Annotated in this window: 19 protein-coding genes; 4 read left to right on the forward strand and 15 right to left on the reverse strand. The window is 55.4% G+C overall.

Annotated elements, in window-relative coordinates; translation table 11 throughout:
- Positions 1-343: 343 nt before the first annotated feature.
- Positions 344-3,430: a cyclic nucleotide-binding domain-containing protein gene (locus tag CLV88_RS03975; protein ID WP_341477145.1), complete on the reverse strand. Its 3,087-nt coding sequence runs from the start codon at positions 3,428-3,430 to the stop codon at positions 344-346.
- Positions 3,431-3,595: 165 nt separating this feature from the next.
- Between CLV88_RS03975 and CLV88_RS03980 the strand changes: the two genes are divergently transcribed.
- Positions 3,596-3,967 (forward strand): DUF3307 domain-containing protein, encoded by a 372-nt coding sequence (locus CLV88_RS03980; RefSeq protein ID WP_243403566.1) that lies wholly within the window; start codon positions 3,596-3,598, stop codon positions 3,965-3,967.
- On the opposite strand, the gene CLV88_RS03985 is transcribed toward CLV88_RS03980, so the two are convergent.
- From CLV88_RS03985 to CLV88_RS04015, 7 genes are all read right to left on the reverse strand, one after another.
- Positions 3,919-4,713: a MaoC family dehydratase gene (locus CLV88_RS03985; protein WP_165798798.1), complete on the reverse strand. Its 795-nt coding sequence runs from the start codon at positions 4,711-4,713 to the stop codon at positions 3,919-3,921. The two genes, CLV88_RS03980 and CLV88_RS03985, sit on opposite strands and share 49 nt — an antisense overlap.
- Positions 4,714-4,774: 61 nt before the next feature.
- Complete coding sequence (locus CLV88_RS03990; protein ID WP_207797015.1) at positions 4,775-5,983, reverse strand: beta-ketoacyl-[acyl-carrier-protein] synthase family protein; 1,209 nt, start codon at positions 5,981-5,983, stop codon at positions 4,775-4,777.
- 2 nt (positions 5,984-5,985) lie between these two features.
- Positions 5,986-6,249 (reverse strand): acyl carrier protein, encoded by a 264-nt coding sequence (locus tag CLV88_RS03995; RefSeq protein WP_106607105.1) that lies wholly within the window; start codon positions 6,247-6,249, stop codon positions 5,986-5,988.
- 214 nt (positions 6,250-6,463) lie between these two features.
- The gene (locus CLV88_RS04000; RefSeq protein ID WP_106607567.1) at positions 6,464-6,835 is read right to left on the reverse strand and encodes a rhodanese-like domain-containing protein; all 372 of its coding nucleotides are present in this window, start codon (positions 6,833-6,835) and stop codon (positions 6,464-6,466) included.
- A 791-nt stretch (positions 6,836-7,626) separates the two neighbouring features.
- Positions 7,627-8,979 (reverse strand): SIR2 family protein, encoded by a 1,353-nt coding sequence (locus CLV88_RS04005; protein ID WP_106607106.1) that lies wholly within the window; start codon positions 8,977-8,979, stop codon positions 7,627-7,629.
- Between the two features lie 307 nt (positions 8,980-9,286).
- Positions 9,287-11,101 (reverse strand): translation elongation factor 4, encoded by a 1,815-nt coding sequence (gene lepA / locus CLV88_RS04010; protein ID WP_106607107.1) that lies wholly within the window; start codon positions 11,099-11,101, stop codon positions 9,287-9,289.
- A gap of 88 nt (positions 11,102-11,189) precedes the next feature.
- Entirely contained in the window at positions 11,190-11,783 is a 594-nt protein-coding gene (locus tag CLV88_RS04015; protein ID WP_133169907.1) for a GmrSD restriction endonuclease domain-containing protein, read from the reverse strand.
- A gap of 269 nt (positions 11,784-12,052) precedes the next feature.
- Between CLV88_RS04015 and CLV88_RS04020 the strand changes: the two genes are divergently transcribed.
- A complete protein-coding gene (locus CLV88_RS04020; protein WP_106607109.1) occupies positions 12,053-13,711 on the forward strand; it encodes an adenylate/guanylate cyclase domain-containing protein in 1,659 nt (552 codons plus the stop codon).
- On the opposite strand, the gene arsJ is transcribed toward CLV88_RS04020, so the two are convergent.
- The 4 genes from arsJ to CLV88_RS04040 all read right to left on the reverse strand — a co-directional run bounded on the left by arsJ (position 13,708) and on the right by CLV88_RS04040 (position 17,666).
- Entirely contained in the window at positions 13,708-14,961 is a 1,254-nt protein-coding gene (gene arsJ / locus CLV88_RS04025; RefSeq protein ID WP_106607110.1) for an organoarsenical effux MFS transporter ArsJ, read from the reverse strand. The genes CLV88_RS04020 and arsJ overlap by 4 nt on opposite strands.
- A 51-nt stretch (positions 14,962-15,012) precedes the next feature.
- The gene (locus CLV88_RS04030) at positions 15,013-16,023 is read right to left on the reverse strand and encodes an ArsJ-associated glyceraldehyde-3-phosphate dehydrogenase (RefSeq protein WP_106607111.1); all 1,011 of its coding nucleotides are present in this window, start codon (positions 16,021-16,023) and stop codon (positions 15,013-15,015) included.
- Between the two features lie 13 nt (positions 16,024-16,036).
- Complete coding sequence (gene arsB, locus CLV88_RS04035; RefSeq protein WP_106607112.1) at positions 16,037-17,089, reverse strand: ACR3 family arsenite efflux transporter; 1,053 nt, start codon at positions 17,087-17,089, stop codon at positions 16,037-16,039.
- A gap of 244 nt (positions 17,090-17,333) precedes the next feature.
- Complete coding sequence (locus CLV88_RS04040; protein ID WP_106607113.1) at positions 17,334-17,666, reverse strand: ArsR/SmtB family transcription factor; 333 nt, start codon at positions 17,664-17,666, stop codon at positions 17,334-17,336.
- A 158-nt stretch (positions 17,667-17,824) separates the two neighbouring features.
- Here CLV88_RS04040 and CLV88_RS04045 point away from each other — a divergent pair, with 158 nt between their 5' ends.
- Positions 17,825-18,760 (forward strand): alpha/beta fold hydrolase, encoded by a 936-nt coding sequence (locus tag CLV88_RS04045; RefSeq protein WP_106607114.1) that lies wholly within the window; start codon positions 17,825-17,827, stop codon positions 18,758-18,760.
- A 259-nt stretch (positions 18,761-19,019) separates the two neighbouring features.
- Here CLV88_RS04045 and CLV88_RS04050 read toward each other — a convergent pair whose 3' ends face one another.
- Positions 19,020-19,487 carry an Lrp/AsnC family transcriptional regulator gene (locus CLV88_RS04050; protein WP_106607115.1) on the reverse strand — a complete coding sequence of 156 codons (468 nt, stop codon included), beginning with the start codon at positions 19,485-19,487 and terminating at the stop codon, positions 19,020-19,022.
- A gap of 107 nt (positions 19,488-19,594) precedes the next feature.
- Here CLV88_RS04050 and CLV88_RS04055 point away from each other — a divergent pair, with 107 nt between their 5' ends.
- Positions 19,595-20,983 carry an aminotransferase class V-fold PLP-dependent enzyme gene (locus CLV88_RS04055; protein ID WP_106607116.1) on the forward strand — a complete coding sequence of 463 codons (1,389 nt, stop codon included), beginning with the start codon at positions 19,595-19,597 and terminating at the stop codon, positions 20,981-20,983.
- Between the two features lie 2 nt (positions 20,984-20,985).
- Here CLV88_RS04055 and CLV88_RS04060 read toward each other — a convergent pair whose 3' ends face one another.
- Positions 20,986-21,612: a GNAT family N-acetyltransferase gene (locus tag CLV88_RS04060; RefSeq protein WP_106607117.1), complete on the reverse strand. Its 627-nt coding sequence runs from the start codon at positions 21,610-21,612 to the stop codon at positions 20,986-20,988.
- Positions 21,609-22,364, reverse strand: coding sequence for an SDR family NAD(P)-dependent oxidoreductase (locus CLV88_RS04065; RefSeq protein WP_243403567.1), 756 nt, complete (start codon positions 22,362-22,364; stop codon positions 21,609-21,611). The genes CLV88_RS04060 and CLV88_RS04065 overlap by 4 nt, the downstream gene beginning before the upstream one ends.
- Between the last annotated feature and the right edge of the window lie 12 nt (positions 22,365-22,376).

Genomic DNA, 22,376 nt, shown 5'->3' on the forward strand with positions numbered 1-22,376 from the left:
CTCGTCCGCCGCTCCGTCTGGCGCCCCAACCGCGCCTCAGCGCCGCCGGTAAGGGGGGTTCTAAAGTTACCAATCAAAACCCGCAACCCCTTTTTGTAGGTTTTCGCCAAAAAAGTTCGAAGTCCGAAATTTCCCCAATAAATCAGCAAATTCACACCCAAATCTCTTTCGATTAGACACTGCGCGCGCTCAGAACCGGCACTCTGACCTTCTTTTCTCGTGAATCAACCACATGAATCGCCATGATCTTGAAAAAACAGCGAGTACTTCAGACGTGAAAGTTGATTGCTGACGCACGTTTTGTGCCCAGCTACATCCAAGACATATGGGGTTTGCCCAAAACTCAGGAATCGTCGTCGGAATCATTGTCTTTCGGTGCACCAACATACCCAGCAACGGCTTGCAGAATGCGGAAAGCCGTAGACGCGTCATTCTCGACGACTGCCATGAACTCGGATTCGCCGAGGCGCAGCATATCTAGATCGGTCTTAGCGTACATATCCAATGCCCGCTTCTCTTTGCGCAACAATGCAAGTTCACCCACCAATGTACCTGGCCCCGCAACGGCTACCAAATGATTGACACCATCATCAGTCTGATATCCCAGCCCAGCTTCGCCTTCGAGGATCAAATAAGCACCATCAGCTGGGTCGTCGCCCATTCGGAACAGATATTCACCCTGTTTCTCTTTGTGCCACTGCGCACCAAAAGCAAGCAAGCGAAGCTGGCGGCGAGACAAACCAGAGAACATATCCGTAGACACCAGCGCTCGCATTTTGCGGCGCAAATCGGCGCTGGCAGCGTTGTCAATCTCTTCTATCTCGCCTTCTTCACCGTCTTTCAGGCGCCCGTGCTCCAGTTCAAGGAAGATGTCGAACGCATCCGTGTCTTCAAACTCTTCCTCAAGGAATATCTGCGTCGTGTCAGGCAGCAGCCGTCGCAAGTTCTGGACAATGCCAGCGCGCTCTTCTTCGTCATAGCTCGCGAGACATCTGTTAAGGATCAGCACGTCTGGCCGTTTGACTGCTGCCCTGCTAATCGCCAGTGGCTCTAGGAACGCCGTTGGCAGCCCCGCCCCGGCAATGCCCGATGGCACAGCAAACAACAGCTCAGCAACCTGTTGCTTCATGCCCGCCTCATCAAGCGCCTCTGCCACGATATCGCGAATGGCCTCTCCGCGCGGCCCGGCTGAAGCGGACAATTTACCGTAGATCGCATTTTCCAGCACACTCAGCCCTGGAGCAAACTTGTCTTCCTCCAGCGGAGCGAAATAAACCACCAGCCATTCAGCCAGCTTTTCGGACTGAGCCTGACGCAGCTCCAGGATTGACGCCTTTAACTCGTCGTCAAAACCAGGGCCGATCCGTTCTGCCGAAACCTCAAACGGCAGTTCAAGCATCTGAACCAGCTCACTGCGTTCCATCGCTTCAAGACCGACCTGCCTGCTTTTCTCGACCAAGCCGACCTTGGTTGTAAACACATCTGGATTTAGCCCCAGCTGACGGAAGAGAGGGTGATCGGTGCCATCTACGCCAAATGTCTGGTTAAGCATTTCGACCACTTCCTGGGACATGCGCAGGATACCCTCTTCCAGACCCAACTCGTGCAACAGGTCGAGGAAGTCGCTAATCGCTTCTTTGGAAGTGTCTTCAATAGGTTCCCGCGGTGTTGCAAAGAACAGGTTGGCCGCAACCGGAAGTGCTGGGTTATAAACGGCGGGGTCAAACCGGTAGAATGCTTTGTCCAACCCTTTCTCAATCAGCTTCTTCTCGATCACTGGGCGCATTTCAACGAGTGCATCTGCCAATTCGGGAGGGTCAGCCTGCTTAAAGGTCTGATCCAATCCGCGACGGAACAGTGCGTTGCCGGCTCCTGTAGCGTCCATCAACTCCAGCCACCAGGCATGTACCTCGTCCTCATCGGCCATGTCAGCCAACGAGGGGTCAACCCAATCCGAAAAGAACCGATCCGGGCTGTTACCAGTCCGATTGGATTCATACGCTCGCTTCTTATCTTCCGTCTCTCCTAATGGATCGGGCAAATCAGCCAACGGACGGCGCTTGAGTGGCATAAGGATATTGTGACCAAACGTCCCCTCGAACACATAAGGCGACGGATCCGCATACCCTACCCGTGTCGCAATCACACGTTGGTGCAAATCGGAAACATCAGTTTCACCAATTTCGATTGTGCCACCAACCGGCAATATCTCTCGCGTGAACAGCTCAGCCACGGCGCGCCGCTCCTCGGCGTCCTGCGAACTAATCGCCACCACGGACCCTTGCGGAAGGGTAACCGTTAGATTTTCAAGAACCGAGTCACCGTCGTGATCTCGGACAAACACTTCTTTCAAATTGATGTCGCCCTTCAGGCGCGGGATTTCGTCCGGCTCGCCTTCCAAACGGTCATCATCGATCATGCCATGGGGCGTGAAGCGTTCCAGAATCAATGTCCAACGCAAGGAAAGATCCTGAGCACGGTTGTAATAATTCAACAGCTCCTTCCAAGGACCAGACAGATCCTTGTAGGCCGCCAATGCCGCGACCAAAGCACCCAGCGAAACTTGACCGCGAATAACCAGAATGCCGCCAACCAAGTAAAAGAAGAACGGCGTCAGCTGCGTAATGAAGTTGTTTAGAAACTTCATAAAGAACTTTTTCTTGTAGATCGTCAGACGGATCAGGAACAACGTGCCTAACCGTCGCGTGATCCGCGACATCCGAAAACGCCAGCCACCATTGACCCGCAACTCCGGCGCGCCCGTAGCCGTTTCGCCTATTTCGGCGGCCAGATGGCGAACTTCCTGAATGCGATCTTTGTTGTGCAGGTTGATTTGTCGCTGCAACTTGGGGATCAGCCACGCCTGAAATGGGATCAGCGCAATGGCGGCCAACCCGAACCAGACACTTTGTAGGAACAGGAATGTCAGAATGGTCAGCATTTGTCCGGCCTGCATCACCGGCACACTGATCGCATCGCCCATCATGCCGCCCATCGGCTCGGCCTCAGACGTGATCATTGCCACAAGTTCGCCTTGTGACACGCGGCGGAGATAAGGCTGAGGGAAACGGGTCACCCGGGAAATCAGAATGAACCGAAACCGCCGCAGCATCCGCTCAGACAACACGCCCTTCATGGTGTTGATCCGCATCTTCATCAAACCATGCCCAAGCACAGCAACGAGGAACAACACGCTCAACGTGATCAGAAAAGTTTCCTGCGCCATTTCGATGTTAAACACATCGATAAAGCTTTGCTCGGCGTCGATCGCGTCGTTAATGATCCGCTTTGGCAACTCCAATGTCAGGAATTGCAACGGAAACAAGCACGCCGTCAGGACCAGCAATACCATCTGATCCCGTTTCGAAAACTTCCAGATAAAGGAAAAAAGTGTGGGTTCTATCGCCTGCTCTCCCCAATTGCCCATCACATCGGGCAATATCCTCTCAGTGTTCCGGTGATGCTAGCAATGTTACGCAACGGAATTCAAACGCTTTCTTGGTCTAAACTGCAACATGCGTTTGCGATAACGTGATTGTGGCGCTAGGCTCTTGTTAACGGGGACAATAAAAGGCCACGATCAATGGATCAAAGCATGGTGCTTCTGCTGCTGTTTGCAGCTTTCCAGATCAAACATCTGGTGGCCGACTTCTTTTTGCAAAATGCAAAGATGATTATGGGGCGCGAGCGCTATTGGCATATGGGGCGCGCTCAACATGCCGGTATTCACGTTATATTCAGTATTCTGGTGCTTTTTGTATTTGGCACGTCCGCTTCATTGATCTTCTGGATCGCATTGATCGAATTTATTGTGCATTTCCATATCGACTGGGCCAAGGCGCGCATCTCCGTCGATATGAATCTTTCCCCCGATCAGCCTATGTACTGGTATGCGATGGGTACTGACCAGGCACTACATCAATTGACATATGTCGTGATGGCGTGGGCTTGGTTGACGTTCATCTGACCAACTTCGCCTGACGGTCTTAACTGAACATCCATAACTGCCGCGATCACGCGCTCCGTCGTCAAAACAAACTGTCGCACAACCGTAAGCGCTCCTTGTGCGTTCCATTTTCGTGGCACAACAACAAAATCCACGGCCTCGCCAACCGGAACCGGCGCCATAAATCGTGTTTTCATCTGCTCGATGCGAGCCTCTGCTTGCGCATGACCTAGCGCGTATTCCGCCAACCCACACAGCAACATACCCGGAAGAATGGTCCCGGACAAACCAGCGGCGCGTGCTGCTGTGTCATCAACATGTATAGGGTTCTTGTCATGCGTCAGGTCAAGATACGCGCGCACATCACTCATCTGGATGGCACCAAGCGACACCCATTGCGCGCCCTCTGCCGCAAGCTTCTCGTGAAATTCCGCCCCTTTCAGCCCCTGCAACTCAGACCGAGCAGCCAATCTCAATCTGGTTTGCATCACGCTCGAAAAACCGGCATCTTTACCAATCGCAAAGTCGAAACCGATACTGCTGCCCGCATATTTTTCGGTAATTTCGATTTCGATTTCAGTTGAATTCTCGGGCAAATCAAAACGATTAAACTGCTGAAATTCGTGCACCAAAGTTTCCCCTGGCTGAGCCGTCATTCCCTCCGTTGCTTTGACAATCTGACCATCGCCCAAAAGCATCGCCGGGGCGATCAATGGCATGTCTGGTCCTGCATCTGTACCAACCAGACGCATAAGCAAATCTCTCATGATGGCTCGCTGGGCCTCTTGGGACACATCCAAACCCGAGACGACAACCTGTTTGTTGACCCTAGCCATATGCGCGCAAGATAAGCGTCACATTGATGCCGCCAAACGCCAGCGAGTTAGACATCACCGCATCCGTGCTTATGGCGCGCGCCGTGTTGGAAACTGGGTCAATTCCGATCTTGGAATCAATTTCGGTGAAATTGATTGTCGGTGGTGCGCTTTGCTCGTGCAGTGCCCCAATTGCAGACACCAACTCTAGCGCACCGGCTGCACCAAGCGCATGCCCATGAACTGGTTTGGTTGATGAAATTGCCAACTCGCTCAAATCATCCCCAAAGACACGGCGCAACGCATCGACTTCGTTAACGTCGTTTGCAACCGTGCCGGTTCCATGTGCATTTACATAGCCAATATCAGACGCGCTCAGCCCCGCATCCTGCAAGGCGACGTTCATACACGCAGAGGCCCGCTCGGCATCGGGACGTAGCAAGTCGCCAGCATCCGAGTTTGTACCGTATCCTGAAATCTCACAAAGAATCTCAGCACCACGCGCAATAGCACTTTCCGCTGTTTCTACTACAAATACGCCCGCACCTTCACCCAATGTCATACCATTGCGGTCTTTGCTAAAAGGCCGGTTCTTTGTCGCAGACATCACGCGCAGCAATTCCCAAACCCGAAACACGCCGCTCTCGAGCGGAGCTTCAGAGCCTCCGGCAAGACAACGCTCCATCGCACCGACCTTAACCATCTGGTAAGCTAGGCCAATGGACTGACTGGCCGAGGAACAAGCCGTCGCCATGCAATACGCAGGGCCGCGCGCGCCAAACTCCATCGAGACCCAACTCGCTGCGGCGTTATTCATGATCTTTGGCACAGACATAGGGTCCAGCCGCATGCTGCCCTCTGCGCCAAATTTGAGGTAATTCTTGTTCAGCGTCTGAGCGCCGCCAAACCCTGATCCGATAGACACGCCACACGCATCTCCGAAATCCGCGGTCTCTAACCCCGCCTGTTTCACCGCTTCACGCGCCGCTAACAATGCGTAATTCGCAACCGGTTCACGCATCCGGTGCGCCATTTCTTCATCTATCGCCGCTTTGGCTTCGGGCGACATGGCTGCGGCTGTACCGACGCGTTGAACATCAATTTCTGGGAAACGCACCGGACGCACGCCGGACACGCCAGCCTGCGTCGCTGAGATCAAAGCCTGCGCGCCATTCCCGCACGCCGAAACGGCTCCCATTCCGGAAATGACAACTCGTCTCACGTTCAGGCTGCCTGTGCTTCTTCGATTTTGGTAATAACCAGATCAAGCAGGTCTTGAACGGTTTCTACTTCGCTCAACTCGTTATCCACAGAAATGTAGACATCGTACTTCTCTTCAATCGCCATTAGAATCATAACAAAATCAGCCGATTGGATATCCAGATCTTCTAGGCGTTTTTCCGGAGCAATGTCGGACACATCCACCATGCCTTCGTCGGCGACCAGAGCAATCAGCTCTTTGGTCAGCGTCTCTTTGTCCATGCTCATCTGCGTCCTTCCAACTTACTGGGTCGTCATCCCGGTCCCTTACGCGCTGGCCGGGTTAACGACAAGTTTATTGAGCAATGCGTAAAACTTCCAGTCGGAATTTGGAACCTCGTGGCAACACATTTCACCCAATGCCTGTTCGGCATCGCGTCGGTATTACGTCGGTATTGCGTCGGTGTAAATCACCCAACTGCCTGCAAGGGCATGCATTTGCTCATGCCGTTGGGCCACCTGCATCGACCCAGTCTTTTAATCCACCCAAATTCCACACTTCGCGGTAGCCCATGTCCTTGAGCAACTTGCCCGCAAGAGCCGCCCGCCCGCCAGAAGCACAATGAAGAATCAGAGGGCGATCAAACTGCAATTCAGGGTCATGCGAGGGCAAGGATGGATCAGCGCGAAATTCCAGCATGCCGCGTGAGATATGATGCCCGCCTTCGGCCCGCCCGCTGGCCTGCACCTCTGCCCCATCGCGCACGTCTAACAACAACGCCCCCTGCGCCATCTTAGCCCGCGCCTCCTCGGTGGAAATTTTTGGAACAACAGCGTGGGCAGCTTCAAGCATGGCAGCAGCAGTCAAGGTCATGGTGGTCTCCATTGGTCAGTTTTGACCAACCTAGAACACATGCGAGTTTTTGCAACCGTATGGCAAACGCAGAAAAGGCGTCAGGGGCTCGGACATCACAGAGAGGAAACCTCTCCAAATCCGCGATCCTGACGCCTTCTTGGAATGATCACACCTTTGGGCGGGACCCGCCAGCATATCCATTCGCTGCTCAGGCAGGCCGGGCGTTCCTCTGACGAGGAGCCATCTGTTCCGCCATTGCTGCGGGATCCGAATCCTGTGACGTCCGCCCGAACACTAGGGCTGCCCCTCGCGCCCAAACCTCGTCCCAACATCCGCTCCCCCCAACCGATGATCAAGGTTGCCCCGTCTCACCGGCCACGCGCTGGCTTTTTGCGCTACCTTCCCGCCTCGGCTTGATCCGCGACCCTCATAAGAGTGCCGCAACCATCGCGACGTTTCAGCCAGCGTCCTGTTGCCCTCAACACGGGATCCGACGCGTTTCCGCACCCTCCCCCGCTCCGACCCCAAGAGACCTTCGCGTCCCGCGTGGGGCGTTTTGACCTAAGCCTAATGCCCCTTGCGTTAAGATCAGGTTGGGTCACGAACCCTGAGTCGGGCAAGGGATTTTTTAGGAGGGATGTGGGTAAGCCCGTGGGGAGGTCTGGGAGTAAGTTGTGGATAAGATGGGGATGGGTTGGGAAAGCTGTTTTGTTGGGCAGATTTGTGGGGGGATGGAAGTTTTTTGGGGTGGGCAAATTTAGGCTCAAACGAAATGCCTTCAAAATATCGGAAATAGCTTAGGGCTCGTCTTAGACCAAGTGTACTTCATAGCCCACTCCGTCCCGAACGGCTTCGAGCAATTCGACACAAGCTTCGGAATACATTTGCGCTTTTGATTTTTTACTGATGCGGACAGTACCGTGGTACTGATTATCCGACGCCTTTATATCCACATCCTTTTCATTCTTGATCTGTTTGATCAACTTGTCGGCGCCATGCCAAGTTGCATACCCGAGCTTTCGTCCAACTTCTGTGAGATTGTACGGATAACTCGCCGAAAATCCCGTTACCGGCTGCAATGTGCCAATTCCAAAGACCTTGGCAAACTGCTCCTTTGTATCAACTTTGTTCCGGATCAATTCAAAGTCCACCTCGAACATTTGCTTCGGGATGTCGGATCTTACAAGTTGATAAGATCTTGCCAAAAGTGACCGAAGAACTTGTGGGTTAACGTTGGACAAGGGAGCGTTGTGTCCAAAAGCCTTAAAAACCCATTCAAAATCCTTGGTTTCAATGGCGTTAACTCTAACGCCCTTGTCAGCAGAAACCTGCAGAATTTTTTCGAAGGCCGGTGTTTCACCATTAGGTCGCGTGAGAAAGAATATGTTTGGAATTGTGCCTCCCTTTATTTCGACAGCTTCATCCAAATCCTCCAAGATTTTGCGAATATTGGTATCTTCAACTCTGTAACCGACAAAAAGAATGGGATGCTCAGCAAAAAAGGTAAGCAATTTGGCCGTAAGATACTTCCGCTTGGCACCAAAAGCCAAATAGTCACTGGATGTCAAAACCATTGAACTAGGCTTTTCAACTGTGCCGTGAATTTTGTAGATTTCTCCAATGATGGCAAACGGTGCCGAAATCAAACCCGCGCCCAAAATCGGTTGATATCCCGGAAGAGTTTTCTCCAAAACACCATCATAGTTAGTAGTGATTACCGCATGAGGTCGAATAGACGCGAATGCAGAGGCTTCGTCTTGATACTGCTCCGCAATACCTGTGCCGAACCCCTTGATGTGCTGCGCAATCGCATACTTTAGGTAGATATCGGCTGGTACTTTGACCTCGAACAGTATTGGCGGAAACTCAGCGCTTCCGGCTCCCCATGCCCAAGACTGGTAAGCGGTGGCAATTCGTTCTGCAACTTCGGGAAGACCTACTTCTTGTTGGGTAAAGAACTGAATTGGCTTGTCAATTTCCGGACATTTTTCAATCGCCCAATCGAGAAGACTAAACCATGTAGGCGCTGAAATCCAGCGTCGACTTAGTCCGGAACCCACAAAAACAATTGGCTGAAGGGGGAACTTTTCTCGAGTCGAAATTATTTTTTGAGTTTGCTCTATTTGGTATTTTTCAACTGCTTCCACGTCGAGATCTGACATTTTTTTCCTTTGTTTTCTCGCAGTTCACTGCGCGATCTGGGGCGCGTATATGGAATAAGATATGCAACTAAAAGGAGTATTCAAGACAATTCCCCGGATCACCTGTGATCCGGATAGCGCCCGACCCCGCCCCTCAGGGCGGGTGCGATCCTTGGGGTGGTGGCCCTGCGGATGGGTCTGGGAAGGAGAAAGGCCGCTCGTGGGAGCGGCCTTTTGGGTGTTTGGGGCGCGAGTATCGCGCCTTTAGGAACGGGGTGCGCCCGCGAAGGCGTGGCCTTCGCTTCCGCGCACTCGCGCTTAAAATGGACTAGTCATCCATTTTGAGTGCACTGATAAACGCCTCTTGCGGGATGTCCACTTTCCCAAACTGGCGCATCTTCTTTTTACCCGCCTTCTGCTTGTCCAGCAGCTTGCGTTTCCGCGTGGCGTCCCCACCATAACATTTCGCGGTCACGTCCTTGCGCAGCGCTGACAATGTCTCACGCGCAATCACCTTGCCGCCAATCGCCGCCTGAATCGGGATTTTGAACATGTGGCGCGGGATCAGATCTTTGAGCTTTTCGCACATCGCCCGGCCCCGCTGTTCGGCGCGGTCGCGGTGCACCATCATCGACAGCGCATCGACCGGCTCATCATTCACCAGCACCGACATCTTGACGAGGTTATCCTCGCGGTAATCCTCCATCTGGTAATCAAAAGACGCATAGCCTTTGGTCACAGATTTCAGACGGTCGTAAAAATCAAACACCACCTCGTTCAGCGGCAGGTCATAGACCACCATCGCGCGGCTGCCCGCATACGTCAGGTCAAGCTGGATGCCGCGACGGTCCTGACACAGTTTGAGCACGTCGCCCAGATAATCATCCGGCACAAGGATCGTCGCCTTGATACGCGGCTCAGAAATATGGTCGACCTTGGACATATCGGGCATGTCGGCGGGATTGTGCAGGTCGATCTTCTCGCCCATCTCACCGTCCTTGCCCTTCATATAGACATGGTAAATCACGCTGGGCGCGGTGGTGATCAGCTCGATATTATATTCCCGCTCGATCCGGTCGCGGATCACCTCGAGGTGCAGCAGACCAAGGAAGCCACAGCGAAAGCCAAAGCCCAGCGCTGCGGATGTTTCCATCTCAAAGCTGAAAGACGCGTCATTCAGCGCCAGCTTATCGATGGCGTCGCGCAAGTCCTCGAACTCGGCACTGTCGACCGGGAACAGACCACAAAACACCACCGGTTGCGCAGGCTTAAAGCCCGGCAGTGCCACTTCGGTGCCATTGCGGTCATTGGTGATGGTGTCGCCCACACGGGTGTCACGCACCTGCTTGATCGACGCTGTCAGAAAGCCAATCTCGCCGGGGCCAAGACTGTCAACCATCTGCATCTCAGGGCGGAATACGCCCACGCGGTCAACATGGTGCAGGGTGTTGTTCGACATGAACTTGACCCGCATGCCTTTCTTGAGCGTACCGTCCATAATGCGTACCAGAACAATCACACCAAGGTAGGCGTCGTACCAGCTGTCCACCAGCATCGCTTTAAGCGGCGCGTCCAGCGTACCTTGCGGGGCAGGCAGATCCTGCACGATGGATTCAAGCGTTTCATGAATGCCAACCCCGGTTTTCGCCGAGACCTGAATAGCGCCCGTGGCTTCAATGCCAATCACATCCTCGATCTGTTCCGCCACGCGGTCGCAATCAGACGCGGGCAGGTCAATCTTGTTGAGAACCGGCACAATCTCGTGATCCGCGTCGATGGCCTGATACACATTGGCCAGCGTCTGTGCTTCAACCCCTTGGGTGCTGTCGACAACCAACAACGAGCCCTCAACCGCCTTCATCGAACGGGAAACTTCATAGGCAAAATCCACGTGACCAGGCGTGTCGATCAGATTGAGCACGTACGTCTCGCCGTCATCGGCCTTATAGTCGATGCGGACAGTGTTTGCTTTGATCGTAATGCCACGCTCGCGCTCGATATCCATGCTGTCGAGCAGCTGTTCCTTCATGTCACGATCTTCCACCGTGCCCGTCTCTTGGATGAGGCGGTCAGCAAGGGTGGATTTGCCATGGTCAATGTGGGCGACAATGGAGAAATTGCGGATTTTGTTCAGGTCGGTCATAGATGCGGGATATGGAGTGGAAACTGGGTTTGGTCAAGGTGGATTGAGCGCGTCGCGACCTTGGCCGCATCAGGCCGAAAGTTCAGTGTCAGCCTATTGGCGCTTTTGAAGAGTTGTGGGGGCGGCATGCAGCGTCCTTAGTGCTCCAGATTCTAATCGACTCCTGCGCAGACAACGTGAGTTCATAAAGCTCGATGGCAAACAGGAACCGCTCTACATATTCGCATGCAAAATGCCGGTTCATCGGCAGCACCTGATCCGGCCCCGCATCCCCCTTGGCAGTGTTCGCCCGCGCCTCGACCACCAATAGAAACCGAGGATCGTTGAAGAATTTTTTGCGTTTCGCGCGGGTCCAATCCTCGGCGCCATGGTCCCAAGCCCAGCAGACCGGGACCAAATGATCTATATGCACTTTGCGCGCATCGATGTTTTCAAAGACGTGACCTGTAAACCTGTCTTGCCAACTGCCCCGCACAACGCGAGTGCCAGCCGTGTTCCAAACCACAGGGGCAATACTGCGCTGATCCAGAATCTGGGCACGCGTATCCAGTCCATCAATGACGCGCCATCGCCCAAATGCGGCGCGATCACATGGATCAGCGGCAACAATTGAGCCACCCACAAGTGCAACAACACTTCCAAATGCGATTATCGCAAACAATTTTCCGAAGGCTTCAACCATTTCCAACGCACCGTTAACCTTCGTTAAGAAATAGTTAACGCCGCACTCAGTCCAATCAGAGATCGCATACATCGTTAACGCGCGGCATTGCCGCTGAATTGAAAACTGATCCGATTTCCAGAAAATTGAAAAAGAGCGCCGATTTCGCGACAGATCCCCACTGCCCCGACGTAAAAGAATCCGATACCGCCTCTTGAACCCACCTATGGCAAACCCAGATTCTGAACTACACTGTTTAGAAACCACCCAATCCGATACGGACTAAAATTATGAACCGCCGACTGACCATCCTGATGTGCGCTGACCTTGTTGGCTATTCCGCTCTTATGGGAGAGGACGAAGCCTTGGCGGTGCAGTCTGTGCGCGATCTAAAGCAGCGCTTGTTGGAGCCTGTGGCGGCCAATCACGGTGGCGAGGTGCTCAAGCGAATGGGCGATGGCTGGATTTTGGCATTCCCAGGTGTAGAGGCCGCGCTGAACTGTGCCGAAGAGGTGCAGACAGGGCTGGCCGAACACGAGGTGATTAAGCTGCGTATCGGCTGCCACATCGGCGAGATCGTCGAGGACGAAGACGATTTTTACGGAAATGGCGTCAACATTGCCCAGCGTATTGAGACCGAAGCGCCTCCGGGCGGTGTGATGCTATCCGAAGACCTGTTCCGTCAGCTTTCGGAGAACCGCCAGAGCAATCTCAACGATGCGGGCATGTTCAACCTCAAGAACATCGCCACGCCGATGCGGCTTTATCAATGGCGCCCGGCGAACCTGACCACGGCACCCGATGCAGGCGCCCTGCCCTCAATCGCAATCGAAGCAATCTCCTTTGCGCCAGCAACGCCCGACAACGAAGCTTTGGCGATGGATCTGCACGAAGGAATCGTTCAGCAGTCAGTCAAGCGCACAGGCATTACAACGGTAGATGCAGCCCAAGATCCCGATACGCCGACAATCTTTCTGTTGCGCGGGCGGCTTCGTATTTCTGGAACGCGTGGGCGTTTTACGGTTTCCCTCATGATGCGCGACGACATGAGCATGATCTGGTCTGGTACCTACGAAGGTGACACCAGCGACGTCTTTGCTTTTTGCGACGATGTACTGGCCCGCGCCGAGTCTGACATCAGGCTGCAAACCGTCCAGCATGATGGCGACCGGCTTATTCACCTGCGCGACGAACAGCTCAGCGTATCAGAGCTGCGCGCGCGCGCAGCCAACCTGTTTTTCCGTCAGGACCTCGAAAGTTGGCAGGCAGGATATGATGCGCTTGACCGGGCGGTAGCGCTGTCGCCGCGCGACGGCATGTCGCTGGCCATGCGCGCCCATAGTCGGATCAACAACTGGGGTATCAATTTTGAAGACACAACGGATGAATTAAAGGCGTCTTTGGGGCGTGATCTGGATTTGGCGGTCGCAGAGCACCCGCCTTCGGATTTTGTCTTCTGGTCGCGCGGCTCTTACAAACTGCGGCTCTGCGACGACATTGAAGGCGCCCGTTTCGACATGCGCCGGTCACTTGATGCAAACCCTAATTTTCTTGGTGGCGCGGATCTTGGTGCCAACATCGCGTTGCGCGAAAACCGTTTTCGCGAGGCGCTGGAGATTTTTGAGGCCTTTGACGCGCTTGGGGCTGACAATCCCTTCAAACTGTCTCGCCTGTGTTTTCGAACCCGGCTGAAACTGAGTGATGGCGATCTTGAGGGCGCGCTGCGCGACGCGACCGAGGCCGCGTACCTTGCGCCAACTGACCGCGCCGTGCAATTGCTGCGCGCACTTGTGTGTCTCAAAGCAGGCGATCAACCGGGGCTGGACGCTGCGCGCAATTCCGCGGTCGAACTAACCAAAGGCCCATCTGTTCTGATCCAGAAACTGCCCTTTTCGCCGGAATTTCAGTGGATCAATGACGCGTTGCACCCAGACGCCGATCCGGTCTAACGCAACCTGTTGGCGGCCAGCGTGGATGCCCCCGCCATCAGTGCCGCCGTGAACAGACACAGCGGCAGTCCACCGATCTGGTATGAAACACCCGACAACAATGTGCCCAGCAGCCGCCCGGCGGCGTTGGACATGTAGTAAAACCCCACATCCATCGTGACACGTTCACCTGTTGTAAAGGCGAGGATCAAATAGGAATGCACCGACGAGTTCACGGCGAACACAAAGCCAAACACCAAAAGGCCCGCAACCAGAATGATCGTCAGGTGGGGCGCTTGGGCCCAGACAGCTGCAGCTAGCGACAGCGGGATCAACGTCAGCACGCCAACCCAGACCACAGCCTTGTGAACGATCTGCGGCGTTGTGCTTTTGGCGGCGTTCAAGAGCTTGGGTGCCATGCCCTGCACAAACCCATAGAGCACGATCCACACCGCCATAAAGCTGCCGATCATGAAGAAAGCCGCGCGGTTGCCCTCTTCGGTGCCATCCGAGAGCACACCGTAGAAATAGATCGGAATGCCCACCACAAACCAGACATCACGCGCGCCAAACAAGAACATCCGCGCCAAAGACAGGCGGTTCACGTTGGTGTCCTTGGAAAACACCTGACTGAATTTGGCAGATTTTTTGCCCTGCGGCAGTCCGGGCGGCATGAACACAAAGACACCGATCAGGATCACCGCCAAGACAGCCGCCATTATCCAGACCGACGCGACAAAGCCCCAAACTGACAACAGCACCGCCCCAAGAAAAAACCCAAACCCCTTCACTGCGTTCTTGGAACCGGTCAGGATTGCGACCCAGCGAAACAACGTGCCATCCCCGGCGGGGGCAAGTATCTTGACGGCGGATTTCGCCGACATCTTCGACAAGTCCTTGGCCACGCCAGACAAGCCCTGCACACACATTACAAAAATGACCGAGGTTGTCAGACCCCACGCGGGGTCAAGCTGCGCGAGGGCCGCAAGGGCGACAATCTGAATGCCCAATCCCGCATAAAGCGTTGAGGTCAGCCCAAATCGTGCCGCCAACCACCCCGCAGACAAGTTGGTAACAATGCCCATCAACTCATAGAGCAGAAACAAATACGCCAACTGCACCGCAGAAAACCCGAGCGTGTGAAAGTGCAACAGCACCAGCATACGCAGTGCGCCATCGCTGAGCATGAACGCCCAATAGGCAGCGGTCACAATGAAGTAGGCGGCAAGCCCCTCTGGCTTTTTCCGAGGGCTTTGGGTGTCAATTGTCATATCACACACTTCCAACAATTGCCGGGGGCGCCCCCGGCCTAAAGATCACAGTCAGAGCGACGCCAGAACCATCCGCGTGACATCTGCCAGTCGGAAGGCATAACCCCATTCATTGTCATACCAGGCGTACACTTTGACATGGCGCCCATTCACGACGCGGGTCGACATTGCATCCACGATGGTCGAGCGGTCGTCATTTGTGTAGTCACAGCTCACTAAGGGCCGCGTTTCATACCCCAGAATACCCTCAAGCGCGCCTGCGGCCGCTTTCTCGAATAGCGCGTTCACCTCCTCGGCGGTGGTGTCCCGGCACACGTCGAAAACAATGTCGGTCAGCGACGCGTTGAGCAGCGGCACACGTACCGCATGGCCGTCGATACGCCCGTCAAGCTCCGGGAAAATCTGGATAATCGCCTTGGCCGAGCCAGTTGTGGTCGGGATCAGCGAATTCAGCGCAGAGCGCGCGCGGCGTGGGTCTTTGTGGGCGCGGTCCACGATGACTTGGGTGTTGGTCACGTCGTGAATGGTGGTGAAACTCGCCTGTTCGATGCCAAGCGCCTCGTTAATTACCTTAACAACTGGCGCAATGCAGTTAGTCGTACAAGAGGCGGCCGTGACCACTTTGTGCGTCTGTGCATCATAGGTGTCATCGTTCACGCCATGGACGATATTGGCAACGCCGTCGTCCTTGACCGGAGCCGACACAACCACCTTTTTGACACCTGCATCAAAATAGGGTTGCAGCTTGGCGTTGCTCTTGAAAACGCCGGTACAATCCACGACCAGATCCACGCCCAGCTCTTGCAGCGGCAGCGCCTCAATCGCGCGCTCATTGGTGAAACGCATCTGTTGGCCGTCGATAGTGATGCTGTCTGCATCATAGGCAAAATCGGCGCGCCAGCGGCCGTGCACGGTGTCGAACTCCAACAGGTGCGCGTGCAATTCCGCATCGCCAGTCGCGTCGTTCAACAGCACAACCTCAGCCTCAACGCCCAGATCAACAAAGCTGCGGATCACAAGCTTGCCCATACGGCCAAGGCCGTTGATTGCAATTTTTGTCATTTCACATTTCCTCTTAAGACGGGAACCAGCCGCGTGTGCGATTGGCAAAAGCAACAAGCGAGAGCATTACCGGCACTTCGACCAAGACCCCCACCACCGTGGCCAGCGCAGCGCCCGATCCCAACCCAAAGAGCGAGATCGCGACCGCGACGGCCAATTCAAAAAAATTCGACGTACCAATCATCGCGCATGGCGCGGCCACATTGAACGGCACTTTCCACAGGCGCGCAGCACCGTAGGCGACAAAAAAGATGCCATAGGACTGGATCAGCAAAGGGATCGCGATCAATAGTATCACCAGTGGACGGTCCAGAATGACCTGTCCCTGAAATCCAAAAAGCAACACAACCGTCAGCAAAAGACCGGCGATGGAGAACGGCTGCACCCTCGCTTTGAACGCATCCACCGCCGCCTCGCCGCCTTTTTGCACTAGCTGGTTGCGCGTGATCAATCCGGCCAACAATGGCAACGCCACATACAGCACCACCGACAAAACCAGCGTATCCCACGGTACGGTGATGTCCGTCACACCCAGCAGAAAGGCGACGATCGGTGCAAAGGCAAACACCATCACCACATCGTTCACGCTAACCTGCACCAGCGTATAGGTCGGATCACCCTTGGTCAGGTTCGACCAGACAAACACCATCGCCGTACAGGGGGCCGCGCCCAACAGGATCACCCCGGCCAGATAGGCCTGTGCATCATCTGGTGGGATCAGTCCGGCAAAGACGAACTGAAAGAACAACACGCCGAGCGCTGCCATGGTGAATGGCTTGATCAGCCAGTTCACCACCAGCGTGATCACCAACCCCTTGGGCCGGTCGCCAATCTGGCGCAGCGCGCCAAAATCAACGCCCACCATCATTGGATACACCATCGCCCAGATCAGCACCGCCACTGGCAGGTTGACCGAGGCGACCTCAAGCGAGGCAAGCACACCGAACAGGGCGGGAAACAGGCTGCCCAATGCCAGTCCTGCACCAATCGCCAGCGCCACCCACAGCGAGAGCAGCCGTTCAAATGTACCCAACCCGGCTTGGGCCTTCAGGGACTGATCACTCATCTACATGTCCTCGATTAAAAAAGTCGCTGGTCGAATCCAGCCAGACGCCCCAGTAGGGTGACCTTGTCCAACGCGACACACGGCAAGTTGGCAAAGACCGAGATACGGTCCCGCCGAAAATAAACCGCGTATTTCCGCCAAGGTTTCACGTTGCAAAACAGCCCCCGCCAAAATCGAGCGTACCGATTGTCCGATCCACGAAAAGGGCGCACTATACGTTTTGTCGGCCACGTCATCTGGTCCTTTAGCAGCTACACGTCAGGTCTTGGATCAATGGTTGGCAAAGATCTGGCCGGCCGCCACAGCAATCCTGCAACAAAAAACCCAACAGGCCCTGCAACCCCTCAGTGTCCGCGAAATAGCGGATCGCCCGCCCCTCGCGTTGATTGCGCACAAGTCCGGCATTCAGAAGCACCGACAGGTTTGCAGAAAGGGTATTCTGGCGCACATCCAGCGCTTCGGCCAATTCCCCGGCCTGCATGCCCACCTCGCCCTTGGTGATCAAAAGGCGGAACACGTCCAACCGGGTCGGTTGGCTCAGGGCGGCAAAGGCATTCAGGGCGTCTTTTTTATCCATAATTCATGAATTATTGAAATGAATGAAATTCCGCAATCGATTCCTGCGCCATGGGTATGAATTTTTTGTAACAGCGACGCGTCCTGCCATTTGCCGCTTGAACTCTGAGTGCTAATCTGGGCTCGCTTGCCGCAAGGTACACACGGAGATCAGCTGTCATGGCGACGATACTGGCAATATTGGCTGTGATGCTCATCGCTCTGGTGGTGCGCACGCAAATGCTGGCCCGCAAGGCCGAAGCGGCCCTGCCCGCGCCGGGGGCGTTTCAGCAAGTCGATGGCGCGATGCTCCATTTTGTCGAACAAGGCCCCAAGGATGCCCAAACACTTGTGCTCATTCACGGGCTTGCGGGCAATTTACATCATTTCACCTATGGCATGAGCGATCTCTTGGCGCAGGATTTCCATGTCATCGCTGTAGACCGTCCGGGCTGTGGCTATTCCACTCGTGACAATGATGGACTGGCCCATCTGGGAGAACAGGCAGAGATGCTCTGGGCCTTTTTGGATGCGCGCGGCGTGAAAAACCCTGTGCTAGTGGGCCATTCGCTCGGCGGATCTGTGGCGCTGGCCATGGCGCTTCTCCGCCCTGATCGGCCGTCGGCGCTGGCGTTGCTCTGCCCGGCCACGCACCCCATGCCCAAAGCCCCCGCCGTTTTTCGCCCCCTGCAATTGCGCAGCACGCTCAGCCGCCGCCTGTTTGCATATACCATCGTCTCGCCCATGACGCGTCTGATCCAGCCAAAGGTGCTGCGCAGCGTCTTTGCCCCCGAACCTGTGGTGCCAAACTTCCAGACCCGTGGCGGCGGATGGCTGGCCTTACGCCCGGAAACCTTCATTTCGGCCTCGGCGGATTTGATGGGAACCAGCGGCGATGTCGCGAGCCTGATTGACCGCTACAAAACCGATCTCAAAACCCCCGGCGCCATCCTGTTTTCCGAAAACGACACTGTCCTCTCGGCCAGTCACCATGGCACGCCGATGGCGCAATACGGCCTGCCGATGAAAACCCTACCGGGGCGGGGCCATATGATCCCAATGACAGCACCGAAAGAATGCGCAGATTTTGTTCGCGAGATTGCCAGAGCGACCTAGGGTCAGGATCCATTAATCCCGCGCCACAGGTTTGGCGGATTTTCTATTTAGCCAAGATCAAGGGCGAAGGAATAGCGGTCTATTTCACGGCCATGAGACAACGTCAGCCTGAAAATCTGCCAAATCCAAAGGGCGTCAAATCCGCTTCATCTCAGCGGCTCGGGCCGCTCAAAATGTGAACCACACTTACCGTCACGCCCCAAACCGCTGATATTTCGCAGATTTGGCGACAGAGATGCAGGATAAGTGGATCCTGACCTCAGGTAAACACATCTAGCGGCCTGTCTTCCAGCATGGTTTCCATCGAGAAATACCCGGTGACCGTGTCCAGTTCATACCCTGTGGTCAAACGTCGATACACCGCATCATAGCCGGACATACCCGTTGTCACGATCTTGAGCATATAGTCCCAATCGCCACCGATCCGGTGCATCTCCATCACTTGTGGAATGCGCGCGACATGTTTGCGAAACCCTTCGGCCCATGACATCTCGTGATTGCGCGTGCGCACCATCACGAACACTGTCAAATCAAGCCCAAGCGGCTCTGGGTCGATACGTGTCCGTGTCCCTAGCAGGACACCATCATCCTCCAACCCCTTCAAGCGTCGCCACAGCGCGTTCTGGGAAAGTCCGACCTTTTCCGCCACCGCCCGTTGCGACAAAGAGCCATCCCGTTGCAACAGGTCGAGTATCTTTCGATCAATGTTATCAATTTTTCGCGTCATTTAGATCAAATGACACAACTATTTTAAAATTTCCATATCAAATAGGCAAAAATGATCTATCGATCACAGCTTATCTTCTTCTCATGACGACGAGCAAGAGGTGTCCCATGACCAATCAGAATGCATTTGACCGGTTTTCTTCCAAACTCTCTCTAACCGGCGATCGCTTGGCCGATCTGCGTCTGGGGATGATTGGCGGGGACACCTCGATAGAGACGCCCTTTGGAACGCGAAAGCTCATCTATGCCGACTACGTCGCGTCTGGCCGTGCCTTGCGGCAGGTCGAAGACTTCATCATGGAAGAGGTTCTGCCGTTCTACGCCAACAGCCACACCGAGGCATCCCATTGCGGCGCGCATATGACACGCCTGCGCGAAGACGCACGCGCCACGGTCGCACGCCTCACAAACGCGTCTTCCAAGGACCACGCTGTTATCTTCTCCGGCTCCGGCGCGACCTCTGGCCTGAACCAACTTCGGCACATCCTCAATGTCGGCTCGGACACAACCGTTCTGGTTGGCCCTTACGAGCATCACTCGAACTTGCTGCCATGGCGCGAAAGTGGCGCACGGGTAATTGAGATCCCCGAAGGCACTGCCCCCGGCCCCGACATGACACTCCTAAAGGCCGCTCTGTTAGAACATACCAAAACCGGGCCAGTGGTTGTCGCCATGAGTGCCGCAGCAAACGTGACCGGTGTGAAAACTGACATCGTGGCAGTCACCCGCATTGTTAAATCATATGGCGCCACCATGATCTGGGATTATGCGGGTGGCGCCCCCTATCTGCGCATGGATATGACCCCGGCCCCCGACTCACCCATCGACGCAATCGTGTTTTCCGGGCACAAATTCATCGGCGGCCCCGGTGCCAGCGGCGTACTCATCCTGCGCCGCGACGCGGCACGCGCGGCCACACCCTACCGCCCCGGCGGCGGGACTGTTGCCTTTGTGAACGCCCATCAGCACGATTATGTCGATCGTTTGGAACAGCGCGAAGAAGGCGGCACCCCCAATGTGATTGGCGACATTCGCGTCGCGCTCGCAATGCTGGTCAAAGACGCCATCGGTCAAGACTATATGGATGCGCGCAATGCAGAGCTGGCGCATCGCGCGGCAACCGCGTGGGCTGATCATTCCAACCTGCATCTGCTCGCCGCAGATCGGGCCGAACGTCTGCCTATCCTGTCGTTTGTCCCAATCGGGCATGACGGCCAGCGCATCGACCATAACGCCTTTACCCGTGCCCTGTCAGACCACTACGGCATACAAGCGCGGGGCGGTTGTTCCTGTGCGGGCCCATACGTGCATCACCTGCTGGACATCGACGATGCAAACTCATCCCAAATTCGCGACGACATCCTGACCGGAGGCGGCACCAGCAAACCCGGTTTTGTCCGCCTCAACCTCAGTGTGCTGATGAGTGACGAAACCGTAGACTTCATTCTGAACGCGGTGACTGAACTGGCTGGAAACTGGGTCGCCCAAGCAGCCTGAGGCTACTCTGCTGGGCGGCGCATAACCCAATAATCGCAGCCCGTTACGGGTTCGTGGAATGGTCCGTGCTCTGCAAAACCCAGCCGTGTATAAAAGGGCATATTGCGTGGGGTAAATGTCTCCAGATAGGTAGCCACCCCCGCCGCATCTGCCTGTTCCAAAACAGGTAGGATCAGACCGGCCCCAAGCCCTTGTCCCTGAAATTCGGGCGACACCCCAAGGATGGAAAGATACCAATCCTCTGGCTTAGCAACCGGCGTCGTTGTCACAGTCATGTTCTCATTGATCTCTTGATAACAGCGCAGGCATTCAGCCCCCATCGCCGCCCGCAAGACCGCTGCTTTGGATTGCGACTTTGCGTCTGCGTCGGTCACGCTCATAGGTTTTGCCCAGATTGACGCCCCATACGCACCCGAGGGCGGCGTACACAGCACGCCAAACCGTTCAGCCTCCAGTGCGGAATAGTCATAATAGGCTAACATGGCGGCGCGACTGTCTTGTCCCGCAGGCGCTCGAACCTCAAGCGCATGGTAGAACGGGTCCACGGATAGCGCTGGATAGAGCGCTTCGGAATAAGGGCGAAACCTGCGCGCTTCGCGGATCAATGCCACGGCCTCCATACCACTCATATCGCCGTGAGACCGCCATCAATGGCGATCGCCTGCCCGGTCATAAACGAATTTTCAGGTGCGCACATCCACAGCATCGCCTGCACCACCTCCCCTGGTTCGGACACGCGCCCCATTGGCACGCGAGATGCGATATGATCATAAGCTTCTTCTCGGCTCGTCGATGTCCGTTCGCCGACCTGATCGGCCATTTCATCAAACAGCGGCGTGGCCGAGAAGGATGGACAAAGCGCGTTGATCCTCACCCCCCGTCGCGCATTTTCATCCGCCGCTGCGCGTGTCAGCCCCACAACCGCGTGCTTCGCCGCCGCATAGGCCGAAAGCTGCCCCGCCCCAACCAGCCCCGCGGCGGAGGCAACATTCAAAATCACGCCCTGCCCCGCAGCTTGCATGACCGGGATCTGAAACTTCATCCCCAGGAAAACACCGCGCGCATTCACTGCCATTGCAGTGTCAAACTCGTCCACACTCAGCTGTTGCAGCGGAGCTAGCCGATGCCCCAAGCCCGCATTGTTGATCGCAACGTCTAGCGCGCCAAACCCGTCAGAAACCCGCGCGACATGCCCTGCGACTGACGCTTCCTTGGTGACATCCACATGTTCTGTGATCACGTCAGCGCCCTTGGAACGCAGCGATTGCGCCACCTCCTCCAAGGCATCCCCCGCGATATCCGAAAGGGCCAGTCGCGCGCCTTCGGCTGCAAACCGTGCTGCGGCCAGCGCTCCAAACCCGCTCGCCGCGCCCGTGATCATCACAACCTTTCC

Origin of the sequence: Shimia abyssi (assembly GCF_003014475.1) — a bacterium.
Taxonomy (GTDB): Bacteria; Pseudomonadota; Alphaproteobacteria; order Rhodobacterales; family Rhodobacteraceae; genus Shimia; species Shimia abyssi.